This window comes from Paenarthrobacter sp. R1, assembly GCF_030264015.1.
Classification (GTDB): Bacteria; Actinomycetota; Actinomycetes; order Actinomycetales; family Micrococcaceae; genus Arthrobacter; species Arthrobacter ureafaciens.
The window spans coordinates 3,336,420-3,359,269 of the sequence record NZ_CP127115.1; the positions used below are offsets into that span (position 1 = coordinate 3,336,420).

A 22,850-nucleotide genomic window follows, 5' to 3' on the forward strand; every position below is an offset into this window, starting at 1 on the left:
CAGCACAGTGCCGGGACCCGCTGGCGGAACGTTGCAGGGAGTCAGTGCCTGGCGCCGGACCTGGCCATCAGTGCCTGGAGATCCTCCGCCACCTTGAGCTGGCGGGCGGTGCGCGTCGGTGCGGATCCGTGCTCCACGCGGCCCGGCTTCGCCGCCTTGCCGCGGGGCTGGTTGGTGCGGGCCTGGGCGTCCCTTCGGAAGGGAACGTCGCGTCGCGGATCATGTACAGGCGCGTCGACGGTGACGGTGCCCTGCAGGGGGTCGTGGAAGAGTGGCAGATTCATGGGTCCATTCCGGGAAGTCCAGGCCGCATGGGGCAGCCTCAAAGCGCTCGACAGGATATGAAACTTGATCCTTGCATAACCGCATCCGCCATGTTGTGGACAGATGTCTAGCAGCTTGTCCTTTGATTGTGCAGATGACCATGACGTGCAGGGCGTAATGCCCGCCTGCGTCGTCGATCAGCCCCAGAGTGCCTTCCGGAGAAGCTGCTTCAGGTGGACAACCTCGTCGTCGCACAGGCGTGCTAATTGCTGCTGCTCGCACACATCCAGTTCAGCGCGGATCTTGTTGTGGATGCGCCGTCCTTCCTGCGTGGAGACGATGGCCCGGGAACGCCTGTTCCGTTGGCCGGGGACCCGCTCAACAAGGCCCCTGTGTTCGAGGTCGTCCACCAGCCCGGCCACCTGGTTGAGGTCAAGGTCCAGGAACTCCGCAATTTCGCGCTGGGTGGCTTCGAGGCCGCTGCAAGCCAGCGTCAGTACGGAGAAGGACCGTTCCCGCAGCCTGAAGTCGCTGAGGATGCGCTTATTCAGGGCTGACCCGGCCGCGTGCAGCTTTCCAAGCAGCAAGCCCACGTCATTGCCGATTTCCGCGGCCGCCAGGCGCGGCGTGACAACATCGGCGATAAGCGGACCCATGACAACTCCAAAACTAGAAACAACCGCGACCGCTACATTTTTCAACCAGATGCGACGCCCCCATGACCAGGACAAGCATCTCATGACGCGGTGCGTCGCGATCACGACGGGTTGGTTTGGGTCCTCCCTTGACGCTCCCACAGGTATCAAATTGAGAGTGCCCTCATCCTGAAGCTGTTCAGCCCGGGCCGAAGGTCTCTGGCCCGGAAGGGTCCATGGTGGGAAGCTTTCCGAATCCTGCCCAGCCGGGGCGGGCCGACTTTTGATGCCGCGCAATGTGCCGTGGAGCCGCTCTGCGAGGAGAGGGAAGCAATGGTTGCTGACAGGAAGCTCGTACTTCGGTTGATGGCTATGCTTTCCGCGGCAGTGGCACTAGTCCTTGGGGGATGCACGCAAGGGGGCACGCTCTCCTCACCGACCCAGTCGCTGTCGACCACACCGGCCGGGTCGAGCAGTCCGGCCTGTGACCTGATCACACCCGACATCGCTGTGAAAGTCGATCCTGGTCTGGCTCAAATGGGGCAGGGTGGCAAACCTGCCGGGAGCCCGGCATATCTATGCAGCTACATGAGTAAAGCGAACAAGGGCCGGACACTCAGCGTCTCGTTGACCTCGCCTGCGTCGGCGGCGGAGATCGTTGAAGCGAAACAGACACCTGACTGCTCAACTGTGGCGGGAATCGGTGACTTCGCCTGCATGCAGTGGACCGGCTGGTTTCGCGGTGAGCCTGGAGGGGCATCGGCAAACACGGTGCTCAAAGCAGTGCGGGGTAACGAGTCCCTGGACCTGCGCATTGTCGACATGCCACCCATCTCGCCGGAATTCCCGGTTCCGGACGGGGAGGCGACGGCTCGCGCACTTGCCCAGGCGCTTGTCGACGGCGGGTGGGGCAATGGCAGTGAACTTCGTGTTCCGCCTGCGCCAAGTGTTGGTCCGCAGACTTCCACGACCAGCGCCGTATGCGCCCTGGTCGGTGCCGATGCCTTGGGGAATGCGTTCGGTGCCACAACCCAGGCAGCGGTGTTCCCGGGTGAGGGCAACTGCCGGTACCTCTTTGGTGCGCTGAGCACACCTGGTCCGGATTCGCTGATATTCTCCATCGAACTTCATCAGGGAGGGGCGTCCCTGCTATCCCGTCAGGTTCCCGATGGCCAAGCATCGAGGGCGTTGGTGACCAAGCGGTCCTCATCATCCGGTCAGAACCAGGCGGACCGAAATCCCTCAGGCCCGGGAGCGATGCGCCGGTCAGCGTGATGTCCCTCATGGTCGCCCGTGGTCAGAGCATGGCCATCTTCACCGCAGAGATCCTGATTTCCCCCAATGGGACCGCCGAAAAGGAGGTCAAGGAACAGTTCGTTACCCTGGTCAAGAGCATCGACTTCTGAATCAGCCCGTTACTTCTTCCCTTGGCGTGTACAGGAGGTCTTCGCCTGCGTGTGGCCTTATTCAAGAGACGTCGCGCCACAGCAAAGGGCTAACGCCTCTACCGGGCTCACATGCGCTGGTGCACTCTGGAGTCAGCAGCCGAGGAGGTACGGGTGACGAGCGGGAGAAGTGGACACGTCGGGCCGGGAGCTTCCCCGGGCAGCCCGGCGCCGAGCGAGGCTGCAAACAGGGCTTACCGGCGGGCATGGTGGTCGCTGGCTCTGTATCCGGTGACCTTCGCTGCCGCCTTCGTCATCGGCGAAGGCATCTTCACAGCTCTCGCCAACGACGCGGTTGCCACAGAACTCCAGCAAAGGCTGGCAGCCGTCATTCCGGCCCTCCTTGTTTTTTCAATCCCCGGAATCCTCTCGGTGATCCAAGGGCGGAAGGCCATGAGGCTCGGGCGCAAAGAAGGAAGTGTGCCGGCCATGATCGGGGCCGGAATTGCTGTGGGATTCGTCCTGCTGAATGTTGCCGCGTATCTTTTCGGCCAGCCAGCCGCGTAGATCCCGGCGAGGGAGGCCCGCACATTTGGGTATTGCCCACAGCAGTACCCATGAAGACCTTGGCTCCGAATATGCGGGATTCTTGCCATGGTGCCAGGGACGCTTGCCTGTCGGGGTGCCGCCGCGCCATCTCGGGGCTCGGAGACCACCTCCACCAGGCCTGTCAGCGTATAACCCGAGTGCATAGCAATTTCCGGAAACACCCGGTAATCAGTCAAATCCCCGTTAACTTTTTTCAACCGGCAGTGCTTATTGGTCAAAAGGCAACTAGCATAAGCAACGTCTCATGCCAATGAGCGCAGTCGACTCAACTAATAAGCGGGGGATCTACCAATGAGTTACCAACCACAACCACAAACGCAGCCCTATGCCGCGCAAGCCGGAGAACCGCCGCTTTGGGCACCGTATTACGGGGCGCCCATCGGTGTGGCTGTTAAGCGCTTCTTCAAGAAATACACTGTCTTTACGGGCCGCGCGAGCCGCAGCGAATACTGGTGGTGGGCACTGATCGCTGCAGTGGTCAACTTCGTGCTGCAGCTGCTGACCACGATTCTGGGAGCGACCGGAGCCACCATGGCCGCCGACGGAACAGCTGTTCCTGGCCCGGGAGCGATCATCGGCTTCATCCTGTGGGGTATTTGGGGGCTTGCCACCATCATCCCGTCCATCGCCTTGGGGGTACGCCGCCTCCACGACGCCAACTTCAGCGGTTGGCTCCTGCTCCTGGTCCTGGTTCCCTTCCTCGGTGCCTTGGCCATCCTGGTATTCACGCTGCTGCCTTCCAACCCGGCGGGCCAGCGTTTTGACGTTCCCGGCAGCGTCTAGGTACAAAGTGCAGGGAGAGGGGCGGGCCATTACGGGCCGCCCCTCTTTCGCGTCTCGAGTCTTTCGCGTTTCAAGCCCCGGCCCGCAGCGCCTCGTGGCATGCTGTGCACAGATACCGGCAAGGCCCCAACAACGAGGAGTGTCATGGCCCATTTCCCGGCAAGCAACATCAAGCGTTGTGCCGTCATAGGCGGCGGCATCATCGGCGTCGCAGTGGCGCGGGAAATGGCCATAAAACTTGACGCCCACATCACTGTTTATGAGAAGGAAGACCGGCTCGCCGCACACCAGACCGGGCATAACTCGGGGGTGGTCCACGCGGGCCTTTACTACGAGCCCGGTGGGCTGAAAGCCACCCTCTGCCGCAGGGGCGTGGAACTGCTCCGGGACTTCTGCGCCACCAAGAACCTGCCTTACGAAGCATGTGGGAAGCTCGTCATCGCCCAGACCGCGGAGGAATCGCAACGGCTCGGGGCCATCTTTGCCCGGGCTACCGCCAACAAGGTTCCGGGCGTACGGATGCTGACAGGTGAGCAGATCGCCGGGGTGGAGCCGAACGCCGTCGGGCTTTCTGCCGTGCACTCACCGGAAACGGCGATCGTGGACTACCGCGCAATCACGAACGCGCTCGCCGACGACGTACGCGCGGCGGGTGGTGATATCCGCCTTGGACAGGAAGTCACCTCGATCGAGCAGCGGGGGAGCGGTGCGGTGGTCCGGACCAAGTCAGGGGCGGACCATTACGACCTGGTGGTGGCCTGCGCCGGTCTCCAGTCGGACCGGCTGGCGGCGGCTACGGGCGAAGGCCGGTCGCCCAGGATCGTGCCGTTCTTCGGCCAGTACTTCCTGCTCGGCGAGGAAGCCCGGCACAAGGTCAAAGGCCTCATCTACCCGGTACCGGATCCGAAACACCCTTTCCTTGGCGTGCATCTGACCAAGCGCATTGACGGAGAAATGATGTTGGGCCCCAATGCTTTCATTTCCTTCGGCAGGGAATCGTATTCCTGGAAACACGTCGACGTGAGGGATGTGCTCAATTTCGCACTCTTCCCCGGCTTCTGGAATTTTGCCCGGCAGAACATTCCTTCCGCGGTCCGTGAATTCCAGACGGTGGTCAGCCGCAGGAAGTTCGTCAAGGAGGCAGTGCGCTTTGTGCCTTCCTTGGAAGGCGCGTCGGTGCGGACCGGAACCCGCGGTGTGCGGGCCCAAGCGATGAACAGCGATGGCTCGCTGGTGGACGACTTCGTGATTGCCCGGCGACGGGACATCGTCCTGGTGCGGAATGCCCCCTCGCCCGGGGCAACCTCGTCCATGGCCATTGCCGAGTACATCGTGCAGCAGGCGCTGCAGGGGCATTGATGCAGGCCGGATAAACACGGCAATGTCGTGTTCGGCACACTATTCGGATATTCCTTGGGCTTTGCCCTAAACTGCTGCACTGAGGTGCCGGAATGGCACTGTGCAGCAACGAAAGCGAACCCTCATGGCTACTGATTACGACGCCCCGCGCAAGACTGAAGAAGAGTCTCCCGGCGAATCGCTTGAGGCCCTTCAGGCGTCCCGTGGGACCAGCGCCCAGACTGCAGTGATCGACCTCGATGAGAACGACACTGCCGAAGGTATTGACCTTCCGGGCGCCGATCTTTCCAGTGAAGAGCTGACCGTTGTAGTAGTTCCGGAGCAATCCGACGAGTTTACGTGCGGCTCTTGTTTCCTGGTCCGTCACCGGTCCCAGATTGCCTTGGAAAAGAACGGCTTGAAGTACTGCAAGGATTGCGAAGGCTGACCCCGGGGACCAGCCAACGAGCCCCGTCACGCCCTTCCGGCGGACGGGGTTTTTTTGTTTGTGATCCACGGTTACGAATTTGCCGCCGGTGGCCTTCAATACGGTGCCAAAGGGACACGCGGCACGGTGCAGAATGACGTTTCCGTGACCGACCCGGGCTTCCTCTAACGGTTGAATGCCGATGCGGAAACAACCCGCTCAAAAGCCCGCCGCAACTTCTACGCTTGAGGTATCCAACCCGCCTTTAAGGAGGCAAAAAATGAGGAAAATCGGGGCCGGGTTTGCTGCCGCAATAATGGCGGCGGGGCTCGGCCTGGCAGGGCCGGGGGTGGCCTCGGCGGCATCACCGTACTGTGGAATTATGTGGGGTTCCCTGGCCAAGGCCGACCCCGACATGAGTTCCGCACATGTCACCAACATGCGGCCAGGGCAGCAGGCCTGCTACGACAGGTTGGTGATCGACCTGACCGGCAAGGTGGCCGGCTACTCAGTGCAGTACGTCCCCGTGGTGATCCAGGACGGTTCCGGGTTCCAGATCCCGACCCTTGGCGGTGCCGACCTCCAGATCACGGTAACCGCGCCTTCCTATGACCGGAACGGCCAGTCGACCTACTCGCCGGCGGCCAAGGCGGAACTGTCCAATGTGTCCGGTTACCAAACCTTCCGGCAGGTGGTCTATGCGGGCAGCTTCGAGGGCTACACGAGCATCGGACTGGGTGTCCGTGCCCGGCTTCCATTCAGGGTGTTTACTTTGGACGGGCCCGACGGCGGTTCGCGCCTGGTGGTGGACGTGGCGCACCACTGGTAACCTCGCCGAAAAACAACCCCCTCCCAAAACCAACCCCCCGTCCAAAACGCGGGAAAGCTGCGGGTTCGCAGGGAAGTTTCCCAACGAACCAGCAGCTTTCCGGCGAACGGAGGAGCCGAACTTGGCGGACCTACCTACTCCGGGACCACCAGCGCGGGAGTGTCCTTGCGGATGGTCTCCCCGCGGAAGAACCCTGGACGTACGCGGGACATGATCAGCATGACCACCGCTCCCGAGGCCAGGATGCCGACGCCCAGAATGAACACGAGTCCCACGCCGAAGATTTCCGAACCGCTGCCGAACTCCGGGGCCCAGCTGTCTACTGCGGTCTGGATGAACACCACGAACAGGCCAACGCCACCCAGCAGCGGGCATACGAGGCGCAGGAAGAAGTTCCGTGCGCTGCTGAAAACGCTGTGGCGGAAGTACCACACGCAGGCGATCGCGGTCAGTCCGTAGTAGAAGCAGATCATCAGGCCCAGCGCCAGGATGGTGTCGTTGAGTACGTTCTCGCTGATCACGTGCATCACCGCGTAGAAGCCCGCGGACAGGATGCCGGCAGCGATGGTGGCGTAGCCCGGCGTCGAGAACTTCCTGCTCAGGTGCGTGAAGCGTTCCGGCAGTGCGCCGTAGTGGCCCATGGCCAGGAGGCTGCGCGAAGGTGATGTGAAGGTGGACTGGAGTGACGCTGCAGAACTGGACAGGACTGCCAGGGACATCAGGATCGCGAACGGTCCCATCACCGGCGAGGCCAGGGCCGTGAAGACGTTGGCGTGGTTTTCCTCGTTGTTCAAGCCGATTCCGGTGTCCCCGACGCCGGCGAACATCATGGTGGCGATGGTCACCAGCAGGTAGATGCCCAGCACCACCACTGCTGTCAGGGTTCCTGCTGCGCCCGCGGTCTTCTTTCCGTTGGCGGTTTCCTCGTTGACGGTGAGGCACACATCCCAGCCCCAGTAAACAAAGATGGAGAGGGAGATGCCTGCTGCGATCTGGCCGAACGTCTCAATCTTGGTGACGTCGAACCAGTCCCAGCTGAACGGGATGGCGGTAGGGGAGGTTGACCAGTTCGCGAAGGCCATCCCAACGAAGAGGCCAAGGGCCAGCAACTGGAAGCCCACCAGTCCGTACTGGACGATCTTGGTGGTGTGCAGGCCACGGTAGCTGACCCACACGGCCAGCGCTACGAACACGAGGCACGTGAGCACATTGAGCAGCTTGTTCGACGCGAGGTCGGCAATCTCCGGGTTTCCCGCCAACTGGGACAAGAACAGGTAGAAGAAGTCCACGGCCACACCCGCGAGGTTGGACAGCACAATGATGTTGGCCGCGAGCAGCCCCCAGCCGCCCATCCAGCCCACCCATGGGCCGAATGCCTTGGTGACCCAGGTGAACGTGGTCCCGCTGTCCGGGGAGTCTGCGTTGAGCTCCCTGTAGGCGAGTGATACCAGGATCATCGGGATGAACCCGATGAGGAAGATGGCGGGAAGCTGCAGGCCGACTGTGCTGATGGTGGGGCCCAGGGCCCCGGTCAACGTGTAGGCGGGTGCAATGGTGGAGATGCCAAGAACGACGACGGCGAGGAGCCCCAACTGCCCCGTCTTCAGTCCCTTGCCGCTGATGCTGTGCGACGTTGCAGCGTCGGTTGCGCCGCTGTGGATTGTCTGGCTCATGAAAGGCCCTTTCTAGATGGCCGAAGGCTGTTGCTGCGTAATGCAGTGGATGCCGCCGCCCCGGGCGAAGAGCTCCCGCGCGTCAACACTGACCACGCGGCGGCCGGGGTAGGCATCAGAGAGGATGCGGAGTGCTTTCTCGTCCATGGGGTCATTGAAGCTGCAGGCGATGACCCCGCCGTTGACCACGAGGTGGTTGATGTAGCTGTAGTCCACGTAACCCTCGTCGTCGGTCAGTGTTTCCGGTGCCGGAACTTCAATGATGTTCCATTCCCGTCCGGCTGCGTCATGGGTGGTGCGCAGGAAATCGATGATCTGCCGGGAGACTTCATAGTCAGGGTGGTCCGGGTTCTGCTGTGAATGGACCAACAACGTTCCCGGGCTTGGGATGGCGGCAACGATGTCCACGTGGCCTCGGGTGCCGAACTTCTCCGAGTCGCGGGTGAGTCCGCGGGGAAGCCACACCACGTGGGTTGCGCCGATGGTACGCGCCAGCTCCGTTTCGATGTCCGCCTTGGTCAGGCCCGGGTTGCGGCCCTGATCCAATTGGACGGTCTCGGTCACCAGGACCGTTCCCTCTCCGTCGACCTGGATGCCGCCGCCCTCGTTCACGATGCCCGAGGGAACACGCTGTACGTTGGCACGGCTGGCTACGTAGTCGGCTATCAGGGAGTCCTTGTCCCACGCAGCCCAGTCCTGGCCGCCCCAACCGTTGAAGATCCAATCCACGGCACCCAACTGCCTGTTGGCGTCGAGCACGAAGGACGGGCCGATGTCCCGCATCCAGGCATCGTTCAGTTCCGCGGTCAGTACCTCGACGCGAGGGTCCAGGTAGCGCGCGGCTGTTTCGACGTCGTCGGGCGCTACCAGCATGGTGACCGGTTCGAACTCGAGGATGGCGTTCGCTACCGCGGCCCATGTTGACCGGGCAGCGTGTGCTTCTTCCTCCGTCCCGCCCAACGTGTACCCGCCGGTGGGGAACGCCATCCAGACCCGGTCCTGCGGGGCGGTCTCGGAGGGCATGCGCCAGGTGCTCATGCGGGAACTGCCTGGGGTTGGGCGCCGAGCGGAGCGTCGTGGTTGACGGGTTCGGTCAAGCGGCCGTAGGTTTCCGGACGTCGGGTGGCCAGGAACGGGAAGAGCGTGAGCCAGTCCTTGCGCTGGTCGAGGTCAAGATCGGCAACGAGCACGGCGGATTCATCCCGCGGCGCCTGCACCAGAATGCGCCCGTAGGGATCGGAGATGAAGGACGAACCGTAGAAGTTCAGGGTGCCTTCGCTGCCGTGACGGTTGGGGGCGACCATGAACAGGCCGTTGGCGATGCCGTTGCCCACGATGACCTGCTGCCACAGGGGCTGGGTATCGAAGTCCGGGTGGTCCGGTTCCGAGCCGATGGCCGTGGGGTAGACCAGGATTTCCGCGCCGCCCAGCGAATACAGGCGTGCGAGTTCCGGGAACCATTCATCCCAGCACGTGGGCATGCCCAGGCGTGCTCCACCGAGTTCGGCCGGAGCATGGACGGCGTACGCGTCATCGGCGTCAGGGCCCTTCCGGAAGAACTTGTCCTCGTAGTAGCCGGCCGTCACCGGGATGTGCAGCTTGTGCGTGCGGGCCACGAGTTCCCCGGCGGGGGAGGCCAGAATGGCGGTGTTCAAGCCCAGGCCGTCGTCGGTGCCGTCCGGGTTTTCGGCGCGCTGGTACAGGGAAGCATGAACGGAGACCCCGAGCTTACGGGCTGCCTCTGCTGCGAAGGTGAACGTGGGGCCGGTGAGCAGGTCCTCGGCGATGTCGGACGGGCGGACTCCTGCGGCCGGATTGTTGGCCGGGCGGGTATCTGCCGGGTAGCGGGACAGGGTCAGCTCCGGCAGGAAGACGACTGCGGCTCCCAGCTTGGCTGCGCGTTCGATGCCCTCGTTCAATTCGGCGCGCAGGACGGCTTCGTCCGCGTGCCAACGGTGCTGGACGACGCCCACCCGCAGGGGAGTGCGGGTGGAGGGCTCGGTGCGCGCCAGGGAAGTCGGGGCTTCGAGGCGGGTAATTTCAATCATGATGGCATGTTCTCCGGTGAGACGACTGTCACTAAATGAATAGCGTTCATTTAGTATGGCGGCAGACGTCCCGGAGCGCAAGGGTTCAAATGAACCCTGTTCTTTTATGACCGGCGCGGAGTCAGCGCTTCGGCTTGGCCCTCAAGTGGATGCGCTCGCCTTGCTGTCCGAACAGGGTCAGGAGTTCCACCGGCTTGCTGGTGGCGCTTGCGAACCAATGCGGCGTGCGGGTGTCGAATTCCGCGGCCTCGCCGGCTTTGAGGACGAAGTCGTTCTCTCCGAGGATCAATCGGAGTTTCCCGTTGAGGATGTACATCCAGTCGTATCCCTCGTGGGACTGCGGATTGGGCACCTCGTTTCCGCTGGCGCCGGGGAGGATCATCTTGAATGCCTGGATCCCGCCTGGCCGTCGAGTCAGCGGCAGGGCGGTACCCCATTCGTGAACATGCGGCTTGAGGTGTACGCGCGGATCGCCGGTCTCCGGGGCATCAATGAGTTCCTCAAGCGGGACTTGGTGGAGCCTGGCGAGGGGAAGGAGTAATTCCAGCGTGGGTTTCCGTTGGCCCGACTCGAGGCGGGAGAGCGTACTCACCGAAATGCCGGTTGCCTCCGAGGCCTCCGCTAGCGTGACGTTGCGCTGGGTGCGCAGGGCCCTGAGGCGGGGTCCCACTGAGCCGAGGAGCTTGCTGAAATCCGGGTCCATGAACAGTAGTTTGCCATTGCAGCAAAGTTTCTTGCCAGTCAGGGGGTGGTCTCGAAACCATTGGTAAAGAGTGTCTGAGCCCGAGGATCTCCACAACAAGTCGAAGACCGGGGCCCGCAGTGGAAGGGGCGGAAGCGTGGAAGAGCAATACGACGTCGTTGTGATCGGGGGCGGCGCGGCAGGGCTGAGCGCCGCTGTCACTCTGGGGCGGGCCCTTCGCTCGGTCCTCGTCATTGACGCCGGGGAGCCGCGAAATGCACCGGCGGCCGGAGTCCATGGATTCCTCTCGCGTGACGGCATGAATCCGAAGGAATTGTTGGCCGTTGGCCGTGATGAGGTACGAAAATACGGCGGTGATGTGGTTGGCGGGACGGCCGTGGCGGCGCGTTCGACGGCGGAGCCCGGCGCAGGAGCGGAACCCGCCTTCGCGGTGGAGCTGGCGGATGGGCGGCGTGTGGCAGCCAGGCGCTTGCTGGTGGCCACAGGGTTGAGCGATGTGCTCCCGGACATCGGGGCCATCCATGAACGCTGGGGCCGGGATGTCCTCCATTGCCCGTATTGCCATGGCTGGGAAGTCCGGAACACGAAGATAGGCATCCTGGGCACGGGGCCGATGTCCATTCACCAGGCCCTGCTGTTCCGGCAGTGGAGCCCAAACATCACACTGTTCCTCAACGACGTCCTGAAGCCGAGCGATGAAGAGTGGGAGCAGTTCGCCGCCCGCTCCATCTCGGTGGTCGAGGGAAAAGTGAAGTCCCTGGTGGTCCGGGATGATGTCCTGACCGGCGTGGTCCTCGAATCCGGCAAGGAATTTCCGGTGGATGCGGCTGTTGTTGCTCCGCGGTTGGAAGCCCGGAGCGCCGTCCTCGAATCGTTGGGCATCAGGTCAGTCCGGCATCCAAGCGGCATTGGTCACTATGTGGAGTCGAACGGACCCGCCGGAGCAGCAGAAGTCCCGGGGGTTTGGGTGGCCGGAAACATCACGGATCCCACCGGGCAGGTCATGGCATCGGCCGCCGCAGGAAACATGGCCGGCGCCGTGATCAACGCGGACCTCATGATGGCTGAAACCAGGGCAGCAACGGAATCCCGGCGACTCCAGGCGGCAGGGTCTCCCGCAGCCGGGCGCTGAGCGGATAGCGTGGGTCAAAACCCGTCCAAGGCCAAAGGGGTACTCCATGAAGATCGTCGTCATAGGCGGCAGCGGGCACATCGGCAGCTTCCTCGTTCCACGGCTGGTGCGCGCGGGCCATAAGGTCACCAACGTCAGCCGCGGACACCGAAAGCCCTATGTCGACGTGCCCGAGTGGAAGGATGTGCGCCATGTGGCCGCGGACCGCGAGCAGGAGGACCGGTCAGGCACCTTCGGTGACCTGGTGGCGGGACTGAACGCCGACGTCGTCATTGACCTGGTCTGTTTCACGCTGGAGTCCGCTGTTGGGCTGGTTGAAAAGCTGCGCGGTGCAACAGGTCATCTGCTGCACTGCGGTTCCATCTGGCGGTATGGTCCCAGTCGCAAAGTGCCCATTCCCGAGGATGCTGACTTGCCACCCGTTGGCGAATACGGGATCCGGAAGGACGCGATAGCACGGATGCTGAAGGCGGAGACGGCCGGCGGCGGCCTGGCAACCACTTCCCTGCACCCGGGGCACATCGTGGGTCCGGGTTGGCAACCGATCGGGCCGTTGGGAAACCTGGATCCCGAGGTTTGGTACACACTCTCGGCCGGTCACGCCTTGAAGGTCCCCGACGGCGGCACGGCACTCATGCACCACGTCCACGCCGACGACCTTGCGCAGGCATTCCAGAAAGCCGTGGAACATCGCGAGGCAGCTGCGGGGGAGGACTTCAACATTGTTGCTCCCTCGGCCCTCAGTGCCCGGGGGTTCGCCGGGATTGCTGCGGGTTGGTTCGGCCGCGAGGCCAATCTCGAATCCATCACGTGGGACGAGTTACGGGCATCGGACACGGAAGGGCATGCGGAAACAAGCTGGCAGCACCTGTACCGCAACCACTGTTTTTCCATCCGCAAGGCCGAGTCACTCATCGGTTATGCACCGATGTATGAACCGGAGGAGGCCATCTTCGAATCCGTGCAGTGGCTGATCGACAACGAACAACTGCGGGTGGCGGGACCGTTGCAGGCGGGCAAATAGCAGCCCGCGTGGTGCCGTAGCGGGCTTACCGGGTGCGGACGGGGGACGTTGTCCCGCGCAGCACCAATGTTGGCTCAATCAGGGTCTGCTCCGGCTTGAGTTCGGGGCCCTCCAGACGGTCCAGGAGCCTTCGTGCAGCGCTGGTGCCCACCACATCGCTCCGGTTGTCGATGGATGTCAGATCGAGGAAGCGGGATTTGGCCAAAGGCGAGTTGTCATAACCGATCACGGAGACATCATGCGGCACCGATAAACCGCGGGCCTTCAAGGCGGCGAAGGCACCCAGGGCCATGGTGTCGTTGGCGGCAAAGATCGCCGTGGTGTCCGGGTGGCGGTCCAGCAGCCGGCACGTTGAGGCGTAGCCGTCTTCTTCCGAGGTTCCACTCGATTCCGCAATCAGGACCTCGACGCCGGCGGTCTCCATAGCGCGGCGGTAACCGGCCCGCCGGTGGTCGGAGGCGCCGTCGGACCCTGAGAGGTGGCCTATGCGCGTGTGGCCCAGCCCGAGCAGGTGTTCGGCGGCCATGGCGCCGCCGCCATCGTCGTCATTGGTGATGAGGTCTGCTCCGGAGGGAACGCCCTTGCGCCAACCCGCGACGACGGTGGGCACCCAGGTACGTGCCAGCATCGAATCGCTGGGCTCGGCCGCGATGACCAGCGCGTCCACGTGCATGGCCAGGAGGCCATCGGTCGCTTCCTTGATCCTGTTCTCGCCCGGCCGCGAATCGGCCACGGTGACTTGGTAGCCGAGGTCCGAAAGTGCCGACTCCATGCCGCGGAGGAGATCCACGAACCAGAGATTGCGGTAGTCGTCGATGAGCAGTCCGATGCTCTTGGTCCGATTGCTCGCCAAGGTGGTGGCCGCGCGGCTGGGCCTGTAGCCGAGGTGGTTGATGGCGGCGTGGACGGCGTCGCGGCGCTTTGCACTGACCCTTTCAGGGTCCTTGAGGAAGAGTGAAACCAACGACGGCGAGACGCCGGCTTCGGTGGCGACGTCGTAGAGGGTGGGGCGTCGGGTCTGGGGACTGTTCACGGGTTCAGGCATGCCTTTCGGGTCTGCTATCGAGGATAGTCGGCACATCATTGACAGGACATATGGACATGGTTACGATCAATGCCAGTGCAAAAATTGTAGCGCTACAAAATGCCGTCACGTGCCCCACGAAGCGGCGAAATTTCGAAGGAGAAATCATGGCTGAAAGCCTCGGCGTCGCCGTCATCGGTGCAGGCATGGCCGGCAAAGCCCACGCCGCCGCGTACCGCACGGCATCCGCCCTCTACAGCCCGGTGCTGCCCCAAGTGCGGCTTGTATCGATCGGCGATGTCAACGCTGAGTTCGGTTCCCTGGCGGCCCGCCGGTTCGGGTACGAACGCAATGACACGTCCTGGCAGGCAATCGCCGAAGCCGACGACATTGATGTGGTCAGTGTGGTGATCGCCAACCCGCTGCACCGGGAAGTGGTGGAGGGATTGTTGGCGGCCGGCAAGCACGTGCTGTGCGAGAAGCCGCTCAGCGACACCCTCGAGGATGCCCGCGCCATGGCCGGGGCCGCCCGGGCTGCTGAAGCCCGAGGCAACCTGGCCCGCATCGGTTTCACCTTCCGCCGGACACCCGGGATTGCCTACATCCGCGAACTGATCAGGAACGGCGTCCTCGGAAACGTACTGCACTTCAGTGGCCGGTACTGGACCGACTATGGTTTCAGCCCCTCAGCTCCCATGAGCTGGCGGTACAAAGGGGGTCCCGGCTCCGGTGCGCTGGCCGACGTCGGAAGCCACCTGACGTATGTTTCCGAGTTCCTGTGCGGCGATATTAAGTCCATCAGCGGCGGCCGCCTGGCAACGTCCATCGACAAGCGACCGCTGCCTTTGAGCGCAGTCATGGGCCATGACCACGTGGCCGTCAGCGACACATTCGAGGCCGTGGAGAACGACGACTACGCGGCCTTCAACGCTGAGTTCGCCAATGGAGCGGGCAGTTTCGAGGTTTCCCGTGTGGCTGCCGGGCACGCCAACAGCCTCCAGTTCGAAGTGTTCTGCGAGAACGGGGGTGCGAAGTTCGACCAGCGCAGGCCCAATGAAATCCAGTTGTTCCTCAACGACGGGTCCGGCCTGCACAACGGGTACCGCCAGGTCATCCTGGGCCCGGGCCACCCGTACATTGCCGGTGGCCTGGCCATGGACGCGCCGGAGGTCGGCTTCGGCCAGAACGACGCCTTCGGTTATCAGGCCCGCGCCTTCCTGGAAGAAGTTGCCGGACTTTCCGAGGCAGAGTCGCTGCCCCGCTGTGCCACGTTCGACGAGGGCGTCCGCAACATGGAACTCCTTGGAGCCGTTACCGAATCAGCCCTGAACAATGGAAAGAAGATCACGCTATGAAACTCGGCGTCTACAACGCGATCCTGCACGACCGGTCCCTTCCCGAAGCCCTGAAAGTGATCGCGGACCTCGGCCTGACCGGCATCGAGATCAACACTGGAGGATTCCTGCGCGCTGTCCACGTTCCCGGCATGGACCAGATTCTGGAGTCGGATGCCGCAAGGGACGATTTCCTGGGCATTTTCGAGGGCACGGGCGTCTCGATCGCGGGCTTGAACTGCAACGGCAACCCGCTGCACCCGCGCAGGGAAATCGGCGAAAAGCACGCCGAAGACATCCGCCGCTCCATCCGTTTGGCCCATAGGCTCGGACAGGACAGGGTGGTGACCATGTCCGGGTTGCCCGGCGGCGAACCCGGCGCGACCGTCACCAACTGGGTGGTCAATGCATGGAACTCCGCGGCGTTGGACGTCCTGGATTACCAGTGGGGCGTGGCCGCCGATTTCTGGAAGGAAACCGACCGCCTCGCCGCCGACCACGGGGTAAAGGTAGCCCTTGAGCTTCACCCGCAAAACATCGTGTTCAACACCGCTGACGTCTACAAGCTCATCGAACTCACCGGAGCCACCCATGTGGGTGTGGAACTGGATGCATCCCACCTGTTCTGGCAGCAGATGGATCCCGTCGCGGTGGTGCGTGAGCTCGGTCCGTTGGTGTTCCAGGCGGCAGCCAAGGACGTGCGCGTGAACAAGGACCATGCCGCGCTCTACGGTGTGCTGGACAACAGCTTCCGCCGTCTTTCACCCGAGGAAAACCGCACCAACCTGGGCGGAGATGAGTGGGCCAACGAATGGCCCAAGAACTCCGCCTGGGACTTCGTAGCCCTCGGCAGGGGCCACGACACCGCCTACTGGACCGAGTTCCTCCGCGCCCTGTACGAGGTGGATCCGGACATGCTGGTCAACATCGAACATGAGGACACGTCCTTGGGACGGATCGAGGGGCTCGAAGTAGCGGCCAAAGTCCTCCGTGACGCTGATGCAGCTCTTGAGGCCTCGCTGAACATCCCGGCCTGACGCCGAAACTGGCTGGCATTAGCGGTTGTTCTGACGCGTCAGAACAACCGCTGGTGCCAGTCACTTGGCGAGTTCGGCCCGCAGCGGGTACTTGCCGCCGTCGAGGATCACTTGAAGGCACACCCCGTTGGAGGGGTTTAGCAGGATCGGGGCCATGAGGTTCACGGTGGTCTTGTCCGCGGACGGGTTCACCACCACCAACACGTTGCCGTCAGCCGGCGAAGCGAGGCCAACAGCTTCAACCGCGAACGCCGGAAGTACCGGAGCGTAAGCAGGTACGTACACTGACGCGTCCGCCACGAACATCCGTACCTTCGGTTCGAGCGCCTCGAGGGCAAACAAGCCTTGGGCGCCGGCGATCTCCCGCAAGGTGAAACCCTCAGCATCCTCGAGTCCGGGCAAGGGCGAAGCGAAGCGCAGTGTCCCGGATGTCAACGCCGTGCTCATCGCAGGAAATCCATGAGCGTCGGTTGCAACACCTTGGCGGTTACCGCGAGGGCAACCTGATAGTTGGTTTCCTGCACTTTCAAATCCATGACAGCCCTTCCCAAATCCAGGTCTTCCACCCGGGACCTCTGCGTTTCCAGAGTAGCTTTCATCCCTTCCAAGGAGTCCTGGGCCTGACCAAGGCGTGTCTGGCGCATCCCGACGTCGGCCCTTCCATCGATAACAGCCTGGATGCGCCCGCCGATAGCGGCGAGCCGGCCATTGGGATTGATGCCGGCACGGATGTCCGTGACGACGTCACCCACTACCGCGAAGGCCGAGCCGGCGCCCGTGCCGAAGATTGCACCGCCGTCGGAATCAACGCGCACGGTCCGCGAGGCGTCAACGCGGCGTTCCACCGAACTGCCGGATACCCCGTTGAACACCGGGGGAACAGTGTTGGTGAAGGCGCTGTCAGTGTCCGCGCTGCCTGCGAAGACGTTACGGCCAAGGTACTGCGTATTGGCCTGCGTCAGGAGGTCCTCGCCCAGGCCCTCGATTTCGACGGCGATCGCCTGCCTGGCGGAATCGCTGAGTGTGCCGTTGGCTGCTTGGACAACGAGGTCGCGCACCCTGTTGAGGATGTTCGTCGCCTGTCCCAGCGCAGTGTCCGCCGCAGCGAGCCAGCCGTTGCCGTCGCTGATGTTGGTGCCGTACTGGCTTGCTGCATGCAGCTGGCCCCGCAGGGCAATGGCTTGGGCTGCACCGGCGGGATCGTCCGAAGGGCGCTTGATGTTTTTCAGCGTGAGCGCCCTGTCCTGCACGTCAGCCAACTTCGCTTGCGCGGACTGCAGGCTGCGCTGCGAAGAGGCAGCCATCATCTGCGTAGTAACCCGATTGAGCATGGCTTACCTTCCTACAAGTCCGGTGCGGTTGATCAGGACATCCAAGGCTTCATCGATTGCCGTCATGACCCGCGCAGCGGCCTGGTACGCGTGCTGCCCTGCAAGAAGGCTGATGTTCTCCTCGTCGAGGCTCACACCTGAACCGGAGTTCCGGTGTACGACGGCGGATACGCCCGCTGCGTCGGCCAGTTGCGAATGCTGTTGGGCTGCCCGGGAAGCCATCCCGATCGCCGAGACGACCCCGCTCCACAAAACGTCGGGTGACGATGCAGCGGAACCGATGTTGGAGAGTCTGTCCGCCACGCTCCCGTCCAGCGCGCCGGATCCGACGGCCCCCGTGGCGATGGCGGCGGCATTCGTAGGAACAACCCGGATCGACATTGCGGCGGGCAGCCCCGGCGTGCTGGTGAAAAAGTCCAGGCCAGTTGCGCCGTTGCTGGACTGCCCGGTCCGGTGGATCGCGTTGACCTCGCTCATGAGCTGCGTGGCGAAAGAGTTGTAGGCATCAGCGGTCTGTGCGATCACGCCGCCCGTCCCGCTCCCGTTGGATGGAGCCAGCAGCGACACCGCCCCGGCGAGTTCGCCGCCGTCGAGGTTCACCGCAGTACCAGGCCTGTCGGCCCACTCAAGCTGCACCGGCGTAGCTGCGGTACTGAGGCTCGTTGGGCCGGCAAGGGTGAGCGGGCGGACGGAGGTTCCTGAGACCAGGGCGTTGCCGCCGATGAAAACGTCCGCGGTTCCATCGGCGTTCACGCGGACACTGCCGCCGGACAAGGAGGCGATGGATTCCGTGATCTGGCTCCGGGCATCAATGAGTTCGTTCGCGGAGCCGCCGGCGGCGAGTGTCGAACGGATCTGCGCGTTGAGGTTCGCCACGCGGCCGGCAGCGGCGTTGAGCTCGGTAACGGAGGCGGCTGCTTCGCCGCGCACCCGGCTCCACTGTGCATCCAACGCCCCGTAACCTGCCGATACTGTCTCCGACAGCGTGGCTGCGGCTTCCAGCAGGACCGACGCCGGAGCGGACTCGCCAGGGTGGTTGGCAACTCCCTGCCAGGAAGCCCAAAAGCTGTGCAACGCCGTCGAAATCCCGTGCTCACCGGGCTCGTGGAGTGAGTCCTCAAGGCGCTGCATTTCCGTAGATCGGACCGTAGCATACCCGGAAGCAGCGGCCGTGTTCCGGACGCCGGCGTCGAGGAAGGTGTTGCCCAACCGCGCAATGCCATCCACGGAAACGCCTTGGCCCGCCTGAGCGCCACCCGGGTTCACGCCGGTCCGGCCCGGCGCTCCGATGGCCGACTGCTCGATCCGCTGCCGCGTGTAGCCCGGCGTAGCGGAGTTGGCGATGTTTTGGCCTGCCAGGTTGATGGCCTGCTGGGCTGCGGTGAGGCCACGGTAAGCCGTGTTGAGTCCGCCGAATGTGCTCACAGGGTTGCCTTCTTAGAGTTTCCGGTCCACAAGATGGGCAGGCGAGGAGTCGCCCGTCCTGCCGTGGGAGTCATAGGTGCCGGCTGCCGGTTTCAGGTCCGCCAGGGTTTCCTGGGTGGAACGAACGGCTGCGCGCAGAAACTGTTCGTTGGCATCGCGAAGTTCCTTGATGGTTGCTGTTTGCTGCCGCATGGCCGTGAGGTGGGATTCGAGTACGTCTGCCCATGCGGGATCCGGCGCCCCCGCAGCGAGTTCGGCCAGCGAGCAATCCGCAGACAGGCCCCACTGCTCCGCGACGGCGGCAATCTCCACCGCCCGGGTGAGGCCTGCCTGGGAGACGCGTTCAAGAACCTGTTCCACCTCCCGGGTCCCATGCGGCAGCCACCTGGACTTGCCGGCCGTCAGCAGCAACTGCTCCTCTTCGAGCTTGAAAGTCAGAAGATCCAGAAGCTCACGTTCGCGCCACAGCAGGGCTGACAGTTCATGGATGGCCACTGCGGTCGACTCCAGTTCTGGTTTGGGATGGGGATGCGGGGCGGAACCCTGTCCGCCAACTCGCCAATAACTATCGGCCGGCAGCGGCCCGGCGTTAGGCGGCCATCCAGTGAAAAACCTCCTGCAACTTTTAACTAACGTCATCCGCGCCGCCCGCCGATAGTGCGCTATGACGGCCCACGGATGGGCTGCCACACAGTAAGTCCAGATCACGGAGGAAAAATCATGGGCATGCAGATCAACAACAACCTGATGGCAAACAACGCCTACCGCAGCCTGAACGCCACGCAGGACACCCTGTCCAAGTCGATGGAAAAGCTCTCCAGCGGGTTGCGCATCAACCGGGCCGCAGATGACGCTGCCGGCCTTGCCATCTCGGAAGGCCTCAAGTCCCAGGTCACCGGCTCGGCAGTTGCCGCGCGGAACGCCCAGGACGGCATCAGCATCATCCAGACCACGGAAGGTGCCCTGACCGAAGTCCACTCCGTCCTGCAGCGCATGCGCGACCTCGCAGTACAGGGTGCATCGGACACCAACAACGCCGATGCGCGCGCAGCAATCAAGAAGGAAGCTGACTCGCTCGGCAAGGAACTGAACCGCATCACCGAATCCACCAACTTCAACGGAATCGACCTCCTCAAGGGCGGTTCCAAGAACATCCAGGTGGGTACTGCGGGCTCGGCCAACGACGTCATCGCCGTCAACCTCGGCGATGTGGCAACCGCTGTGGGTGCGCTGGCCTCGGCAACCGGCTCCACGGACTTCGTAGTGACGGACAACGCCACCGCACAGACCACCATCACGGCAATCGACACCGCCATCAAGGCAGTATCCACCCAGCGTTCGGACCTCGGCGCAAGCCAGAACCGCTTGGACCACGCCATCAAGTCCCTGAACGTTGCCGGTGAAAACCTGCAGGCTGCCCAGTCCCGCATTGCGGACACGGACATGGCTGCGGAAATGGTCAAGTACACCAAGGCCAACATCCTGTCCCAGGCAGGTACCGCAATGCTGGCCCAGGCCAACCAGTCCGGCCAGGGCGTTCTTTCGCTCCTTCGCTAAGGACTCCCCGTTTTAGCGTTCCTGCGCTAAAACCGGCGTGAAACGGCGTCCGGCCAGGCCCCATCCTGGCCGGCCGCCGTCGGCATGTAACTGATCGGAACCGGGAGGAGACCTGTGACAACCGCCATCGACGGCCTCGCGAGTGGACTGAACACCACAGCGATCATCAATTCGCTGATGTCCGTTGAGGCGCTGCCACAGACCCAGCTCAAGACCAAGCTGGCCTCCAACCAGACGTTGATCTCCACCCTGCAGTCCCTCAACACCAAGCTCACGTCCTTGAAGGACCTGTCCCTTGCAGGTTCCGCCACGGGTGCGTTGAATCTGTTCACTGCCACCAGCAGTGCCGCTTCCGTCACGGCAAAAACCACGACGGCGGCCACTGCGGGATCGGTCGACCTGACCGTTACGCAGTTGGCGCAGACGCAGGTAAACGTCACCGCGGCCATGGCGTCATGGCCCACGGACGGCGGTGCGCCCGCCAAGCTGACGATCGTGGATTCCACGGGTAAGACGACCGAAATTGCGCCCGCGGGCACTTCTTTGGATGACGTGGTCTCAGCCATCAACGCAGCATCCGGTGGCGCACAAGCGGTGAAGGTTCCGGCCGGCAACGGCACCTACCGTCTGCAACTCACGGCTTCGCAGTCCGGTGCGGCCGGAGCCTTCACTGTCTACCAAGGCACAGCCGCCCACGTCGCGGGCGGCACTGCGATCGACCTCATGGCGGATCCGACAGCCGCCGTCGTACGTACCGCCCAGGATGCCAAAGCGACACTGTACGCCGGCACCGCAGCCGCCCAGGTCCTGACTTCCGGGAGCAACACGTTCGCCGACGTCCTGCCGGGTGTTTCCGTGACGGCAACGGCGGTTACCGCGGGTCCGGTGACAATTACTGTGGCCAGCGATGTTCCCGGGATCACCAAGAAAGCCGAAGATTTGGTGACCTCCGTTAACGACGTCCTCAGCTTCGTCTCCATGTACAGCGCGGTGTCCAAAGGCACCAACTCCAGCGGCGCGTCCGTACCCAAAGCCGGGATCCTGACCGGGAACAGCACCGTGCGGGCAGTCAACGACCAGGTCCTCGCAGCGCTCTCCCGGCCCATCGACGGAAAATCGCCGGCCGAGTACGGAATCAACATCACCAAGGATGGAAACTTCACCTTTGATTCCGCAAAGTTCTCCGCAGCTCTGACGGCGGATCCCGCAGCCGCGCAGTCCGCCGTCCAGGCCCTCGCCGCCCGGGTGGCTGACGCCGCCAACGCCGGAGCCGATCCCTACACCGGCTCCGTTTCCAGCCTTATCAAAGGCAGGGAATCCGAAACCCGGGATCTGGGGAACCGGATTGCCGATTGGGACCAGCGGCTCGCCACGCGCCGGGCTACCCTCCAAGCCGTCTACACCAACATGGAGGTCCTGCTCGGCGGCCTTCAATCGCAGTCAGCCTGGTTGTCCGGGCAGATTTCCAGCCTCCCCCAGCAGTCCACAGGAGAATAGCCATGACCTACAGTGCACTCCGCGCCCAGCAAGTCTCGCGTTACAACGACGACGCCGTTCTTTCCGCACCTCCGGCGCGCCTGCTCACCATGCTCTACGACCGGCTGCTCCTGGACCTGAAGCGGGCCCGGTTGGCACAGGAGAACACCAATTGGGATTCCGCCCGCGAGAACCTGCTCCACGCCCAGGCAATCGTGGCCGAACTTCAGTCCACGCTACGGGTGGACCTCTGGGACGGTGCGGCCTCCCTGGCGAGCATTTACGAGTACGCTATGCAAGCCTTGATCGGCGCAAACATCTACCGGGATGTGGAGCGCACCAAGGAATGCATTGAACTTCTGGAGCCCTTGCGGCAGGGCTGGCATGAGGCCTCGGCGCTGTTGACGACTGAGTCGCCTGCGGTTTCCGGTTCCGTCCCCGGGCGGGCGCTTGGCGTCGCTTGAGATCTGGACCGGCATCCTCGACAGGTTTGAGGCGGACATAGCCTTGGCTGTTTCCGGAGGGTTCCCGCCCGCGTGGGAACCGCCCTTGGATGCAGGACCGTTGCCGGCTGAGCTGGCGCCACAGGCGCGGCGGGTCCTGGAGGCGCAGGCAGACGCCATGGATCTCCTGGCCCGCATGAAGCACGACGCCGGGACGCAACTCGGTGCCTTGGCTGCTGTCCCTGCCGGCCCCGTTTTTGAGCGGCCGCTGCTGCTGGATGTCCGCGGCTGACCTCCGCTGCGCCCTCCCAACTGAGTCGCATTACTGCGCGTTTTGAGCGTTCAAAACGCGCGCTACTGCGACTTAATTGGG

Annotated in this window: 25 protein-coding genes; 14 read left to right on the forward strand and 11 right to left on the reverse strand. The window is 63.4% G+C overall.

The features are described from left to right. Nucleotides 1-41: 41 nt before the first annotated feature. Nucleotides 42-284: a hypothetical protein gene (locus tag QN084_RS16185; RefSeq protein WP_021473747.1), complete on the reverse strand. Its 243-nt coding sequence runs from the start codon at nucleotides 282-284 to the stop codon at nucleotides 42-44. A 177-nt stretch (nucleotides 285-461) separates the two neighbouring features. After that, on the reverse strand, nucleotides 462-920 hold the full coding sequence (locus tag QN084_RS16190; RefSeq protein WP_021473746.1) for a MarR family winged helix-turn-helix transcriptional regulator: 459 nt from the start codon (nucleotides 918-920) through the stop codon (nucleotides 462-464). A gap of 567 nt (nucleotides 921-1,487) precedes the next feature. Here QN084_RS16190 and QN084_RS16195 point away from each other — a divergent pair. The 6 genes from QN084_RS16195 to QN084_RS16220 all read left to right on the forward strand — a co-directional run bounded on the left by QN084_RS16195 (nucleotide 1,488) and on the right by QN084_RS16220 (nucleotide 6,270). Then, on the forward strand, nucleotides 1,488-2,174 hold the full coding sequence (locus QN084_RS16195) for a hypothetical protein (protein ID WP_259362862.1): 687 nt from the start codon (nucleotides 1,488-1,490) through the stop codon (nucleotides 2,172-2,174). A gap of 284 nt (nucleotides 2,175-2,458) precedes the next feature. Continuing rightward, a complete protein-coding gene (locus QN084_RS16200) occupies nucleotides 2,459-2,851 on the forward strand; it encodes a hypothetical protein (RefSeq protein WP_139126910.1) in 393 nt (130 codons plus the stop codon). 333 nt (nucleotides 2,852-3,184) lie between these two features. Further along, a complete protein-coding gene (locus QN084_RS16205; protein ID WP_069696689.1) occupies nucleotides 3,185-3,676 on the forward strand; it encodes a DUF805 domain-containing protein in 492 nt (163 codons plus the stop codon). A 144-nt stretch (nucleotides 3,677-3,820) separates the two neighbouring features. Beyond that, entirely contained in the window at nucleotides 3,821-5,035 is a 1,215-nt protein-coding gene (lhgD, locus tag QN084_RS16210; protein ID WP_069696690.1) for an L-2-hydroxyglutarate dehydrogenase, read from the forward strand. A 124-nt stretch (nucleotides 5,036-5,159) separates the two neighbouring features. Beyond that, complete coding sequence (locus QN084_RS16215) at nucleotides 5,160-5,462, forward strand: DUF4193 domain-containing protein (RefSeq protein WP_021473741.1); 303 nt, start codon at nucleotides 5,160-5,162, stop codon at nucleotides 5,460-5,462. A 259-nt stretch (nucleotides 5,463-5,721) separates the two neighbouring features. Further along, nucleotides 5,722-6,270: an AMIN-like domain-containing (lipo)protein gene (locus QN084_RS16220; RefSeq protein ID WP_069696691.1), complete on the forward strand. Its 549-nt coding sequence runs from the start codon at nucleotides 5,722-5,724 to the stop codon at nucleotides 6,268-6,270. A 134-nt stretch (nucleotides 6,271-6,404) separates the two neighbouring features. Here QN084_RS16220 and QN084_RS16225 read toward each other — a convergent pair whose 3' ends face one another. The 4 genes from QN084_RS16225 to QN084_RS16240 all read right to left on the reverse strand — a co-directional run bounded on the left by QN084_RS16225 (nucleotide 6,405) and on the right by QN084_RS16240 (nucleotide 10,694). Beyond that, a complete protein-coding gene (locus tag QN084_RS16225; RefSeq protein ID WP_069696692.1) occupies nucleotides 6,405-7,943 on the reverse strand; it encodes an APC family permease in 1,539 nt (512 codons plus the stop codon). Nucleotides 7,944-7,955: 12 nt separating this feature from the next. Next, nucleotides 7,956-8,981 carry an agmatine deiminase family protein gene (locus QN084_RS16230; RefSeq protein ID WP_069696693.1) on the reverse strand — a complete coding sequence of 342 codons (1,026 nt, stop codon included), beginning with the start codon at nucleotides 8,979-8,981 and terminating at the stop codon, nucleotides 7,956-7,958. Continuing rightward, complete coding sequence (locus tag QN084_RS16235; RefSeq protein ID WP_285750401.1) at nucleotides 8,978-9,991, reverse strand: nitrilase-related carbon-nitrogen hydrolase; 1,014 nt, start codon at nucleotides 9,989-9,991, stop codon at nucleotides 8,978-8,980. Before QN084_RS16235 ends, QN084_RS16230 begins: the two co-directional genes overlap by 4 nt. A gap of 121 nt (nucleotides 9,992-10,112) precedes the next feature. Then, nucleotides 10,113-10,694 carry a helix-turn-helix domain-containing protein gene (locus QN084_RS16240; protein WP_069696694.1) on the reverse strand — a complete coding sequence of 194 codons (582 nt, stop codon included), beginning with the start codon at nucleotides 10,692-10,694 and terminating at the stop codon, nucleotides 10,113-10,115. 136 nt (nucleotides 10,695-10,830) lie between these two features. Between QN084_RS16240 and QN084_RS16245 the strand changes: the two genes are divergently transcribed. Both QN084_RS16245 and QN084_RS16250 read left to right on the forward strand, forming a co-directional pair. Next, the gene (locus QN084_RS16245) at nucleotides 10,831-11,826 is read left to right on the forward strand and encodes an NAD(P)/FAD-dependent oxidoreductase (protein WP_021473734.1); all 996 of its coding nucleotides are present in this window, start codon (nucleotides 10,831-10,833) and stop codon (nucleotides 11,824-11,826) included. Between the two features lie 46 nt (nucleotides 11,827-11,872). Further along, nucleotides 11,873-12,850 carry an NAD-dependent epimerase/dehydratase family protein gene (locus QN084_RS16250; RefSeq protein ID WP_069696695.1) on the forward strand — a complete coding sequence of 326 codons (978 nt, stop codon included), beginning with the start codon at nucleotides 11,873-11,875 and terminating at the stop codon, nucleotides 12,848-12,850. Between the two features lie 25 nt (nucleotides 12,851-12,875). Here QN084_RS16250 and QN084_RS16255 read toward each other — a convergent pair whose 3' ends face one another. After that, nucleotides 12,876-13,895: a LacI family DNA-binding transcriptional regulator gene (locus QN084_RS16255; RefSeq protein ID WP_502920604.1), complete on the reverse strand. Its 1,020-nt coding sequence runs from the start codon at nucleotides 13,893-13,895 to the stop codon at nucleotides 12,876-12,878. A gap of 146 nt (nucleotides 13,896-14,041) precedes the next feature. On the opposite strand from QN084_RS16255, the gene QN084_RS16260 reads away from it, so the two are divergent. Both QN084_RS16260 and QN084_RS16265 read left to right on the forward strand, forming a co-directional pair. After that, a complete protein-coding gene (locus tag QN084_RS16260) occupies nucleotides 14,042-15,229 on the forward strand; it encodes a Gfo/Idh/MocA family protein (protein ID WP_021473731.1) in 1,188 nt (395 codons plus the stop codon). Then, nucleotides 15,226-16,245, forward strand: coding sequence for a sugar phosphate isomerase/epimerase family protein (locus QN084_RS16265; protein ID WP_069696697.1), 1,020 nt, complete (start codon nucleotides 15,226-15,228; stop codon nucleotides 16,243-16,245). The genes QN084_RS16260 and QN084_RS16265 overlap by 4 nt, the downstream gene beginning before the upstream one ends. 60 nt (nucleotides 16,246-16,305) lie before the next feature. On the opposite strand, the gene QN084_RS16270 is transcribed toward QN084_RS16265, so the two are convergent. The 4 genes from QN084_RS16270 to QN084_RS16285 are packed head-to-tail and all read right to left on the reverse strand — an operon-like array spanning nucleotide 16,306 to nucleotide 19,496. Next, entirely contained in the window at nucleotides 16,306-16,692 is a 387-nt protein-coding gene (locus tag QN084_RS16270; RefSeq protein WP_069696698.1) for a flagellar assembly protein FliW, read from the reverse strand. Beyond that, complete coding sequence (gene flgL / locus QN084_RS16275; RefSeq protein WP_069696699.1) at nucleotides 16,689-17,576, reverse strand: flagellar hook-associated protein FlgL; 888 nt, start codon at nucleotides 17,574-17,576, stop codon at nucleotides 16,689-16,691. Before flgL ends, QN084_RS16270 begins: the two co-directional genes overlap by 4 nt. Nucleotides 17,577-17,579: 3 nt before the next feature. Then, nucleotides 17,580-19,001, reverse strand: a complete 1,422-nt coding sequence (gene flgK, locus QN084_RS16280) for a flagellar hook-associated protein FlgK (RefSeq protein WP_069696700.1) — start codon at nucleotides 18,999-19,001, stop codon at nucleotides 17,580-17,582. Nucleotides 19,002-19,013: 12 nt separating this feature from the next. Beyond that, nucleotides 19,014-19,496, reverse strand: a complete 483-nt coding sequence (locus tag QN084_RS16285) for a flagellar protein FlgN (protein WP_062095344.1) — start codon at nucleotides 19,494-19,496, stop codon at nucleotides 19,014-19,016. 225 nt (nucleotides 19,497-19,721) lie between these two features. Here QN084_RS16285 and QN084_RS16290 point away from each other — a divergent pair, with 225 nt between their 5' ends. The 4 genes from QN084_RS16290 to QN084_RS16305 all read left to right on the forward strand — a co-directional run bounded on the left by QN084_RS16290 (nucleotide 19,722) and on the right by QN084_RS16305 (nucleotide 22,769). Further along, nucleotides 19,722-20,558 carry a flagellin N-terminal helical domain-containing protein gene (locus QN084_RS16290; protein ID WP_069696701.1) on the forward strand — a complete coding sequence of 279 codons (837 nt, stop codon included), beginning with the start codon at nucleotides 19,722-19,724 and terminating at the stop codon, nucleotides 20,556-20,558. 114 nt (nucleotides 20,559-20,672) lie between these two features. Further along, entirely contained in the window at nucleotides 20,673-22,055 is a 1,383-nt protein-coding gene (gene fliD, locus QN084_RS16295; protein ID WP_069696702.1) for a flagellar filament capping protein FliD, read from the forward strand. Between the two features lie 2 nt (nucleotides 22,056-22,057). After that, entirely contained in the window at nucleotides 22,058-22,498 is a 441-nt protein-coding gene (gene fliS, locus QN084_RS16300; protein WP_021473723.1) for a flagellar export chaperone FliS, read from the forward strand. Continuing rightward, complete coding sequence (locus tag QN084_RS16305) at nucleotides 22,485-22,769, forward strand: hypothetical protein (RefSeq protein ID WP_069696703.1); 285 nt, start codon at nucleotides 22,485-22,487, stop codon at nucleotides 22,767-22,769. Before fliS ends, QN084_RS16305 begins: the two co-directional genes overlap by 14 nt. Nucleotides 22,770-22,850 lie beyond the last annotated feature (81 nt).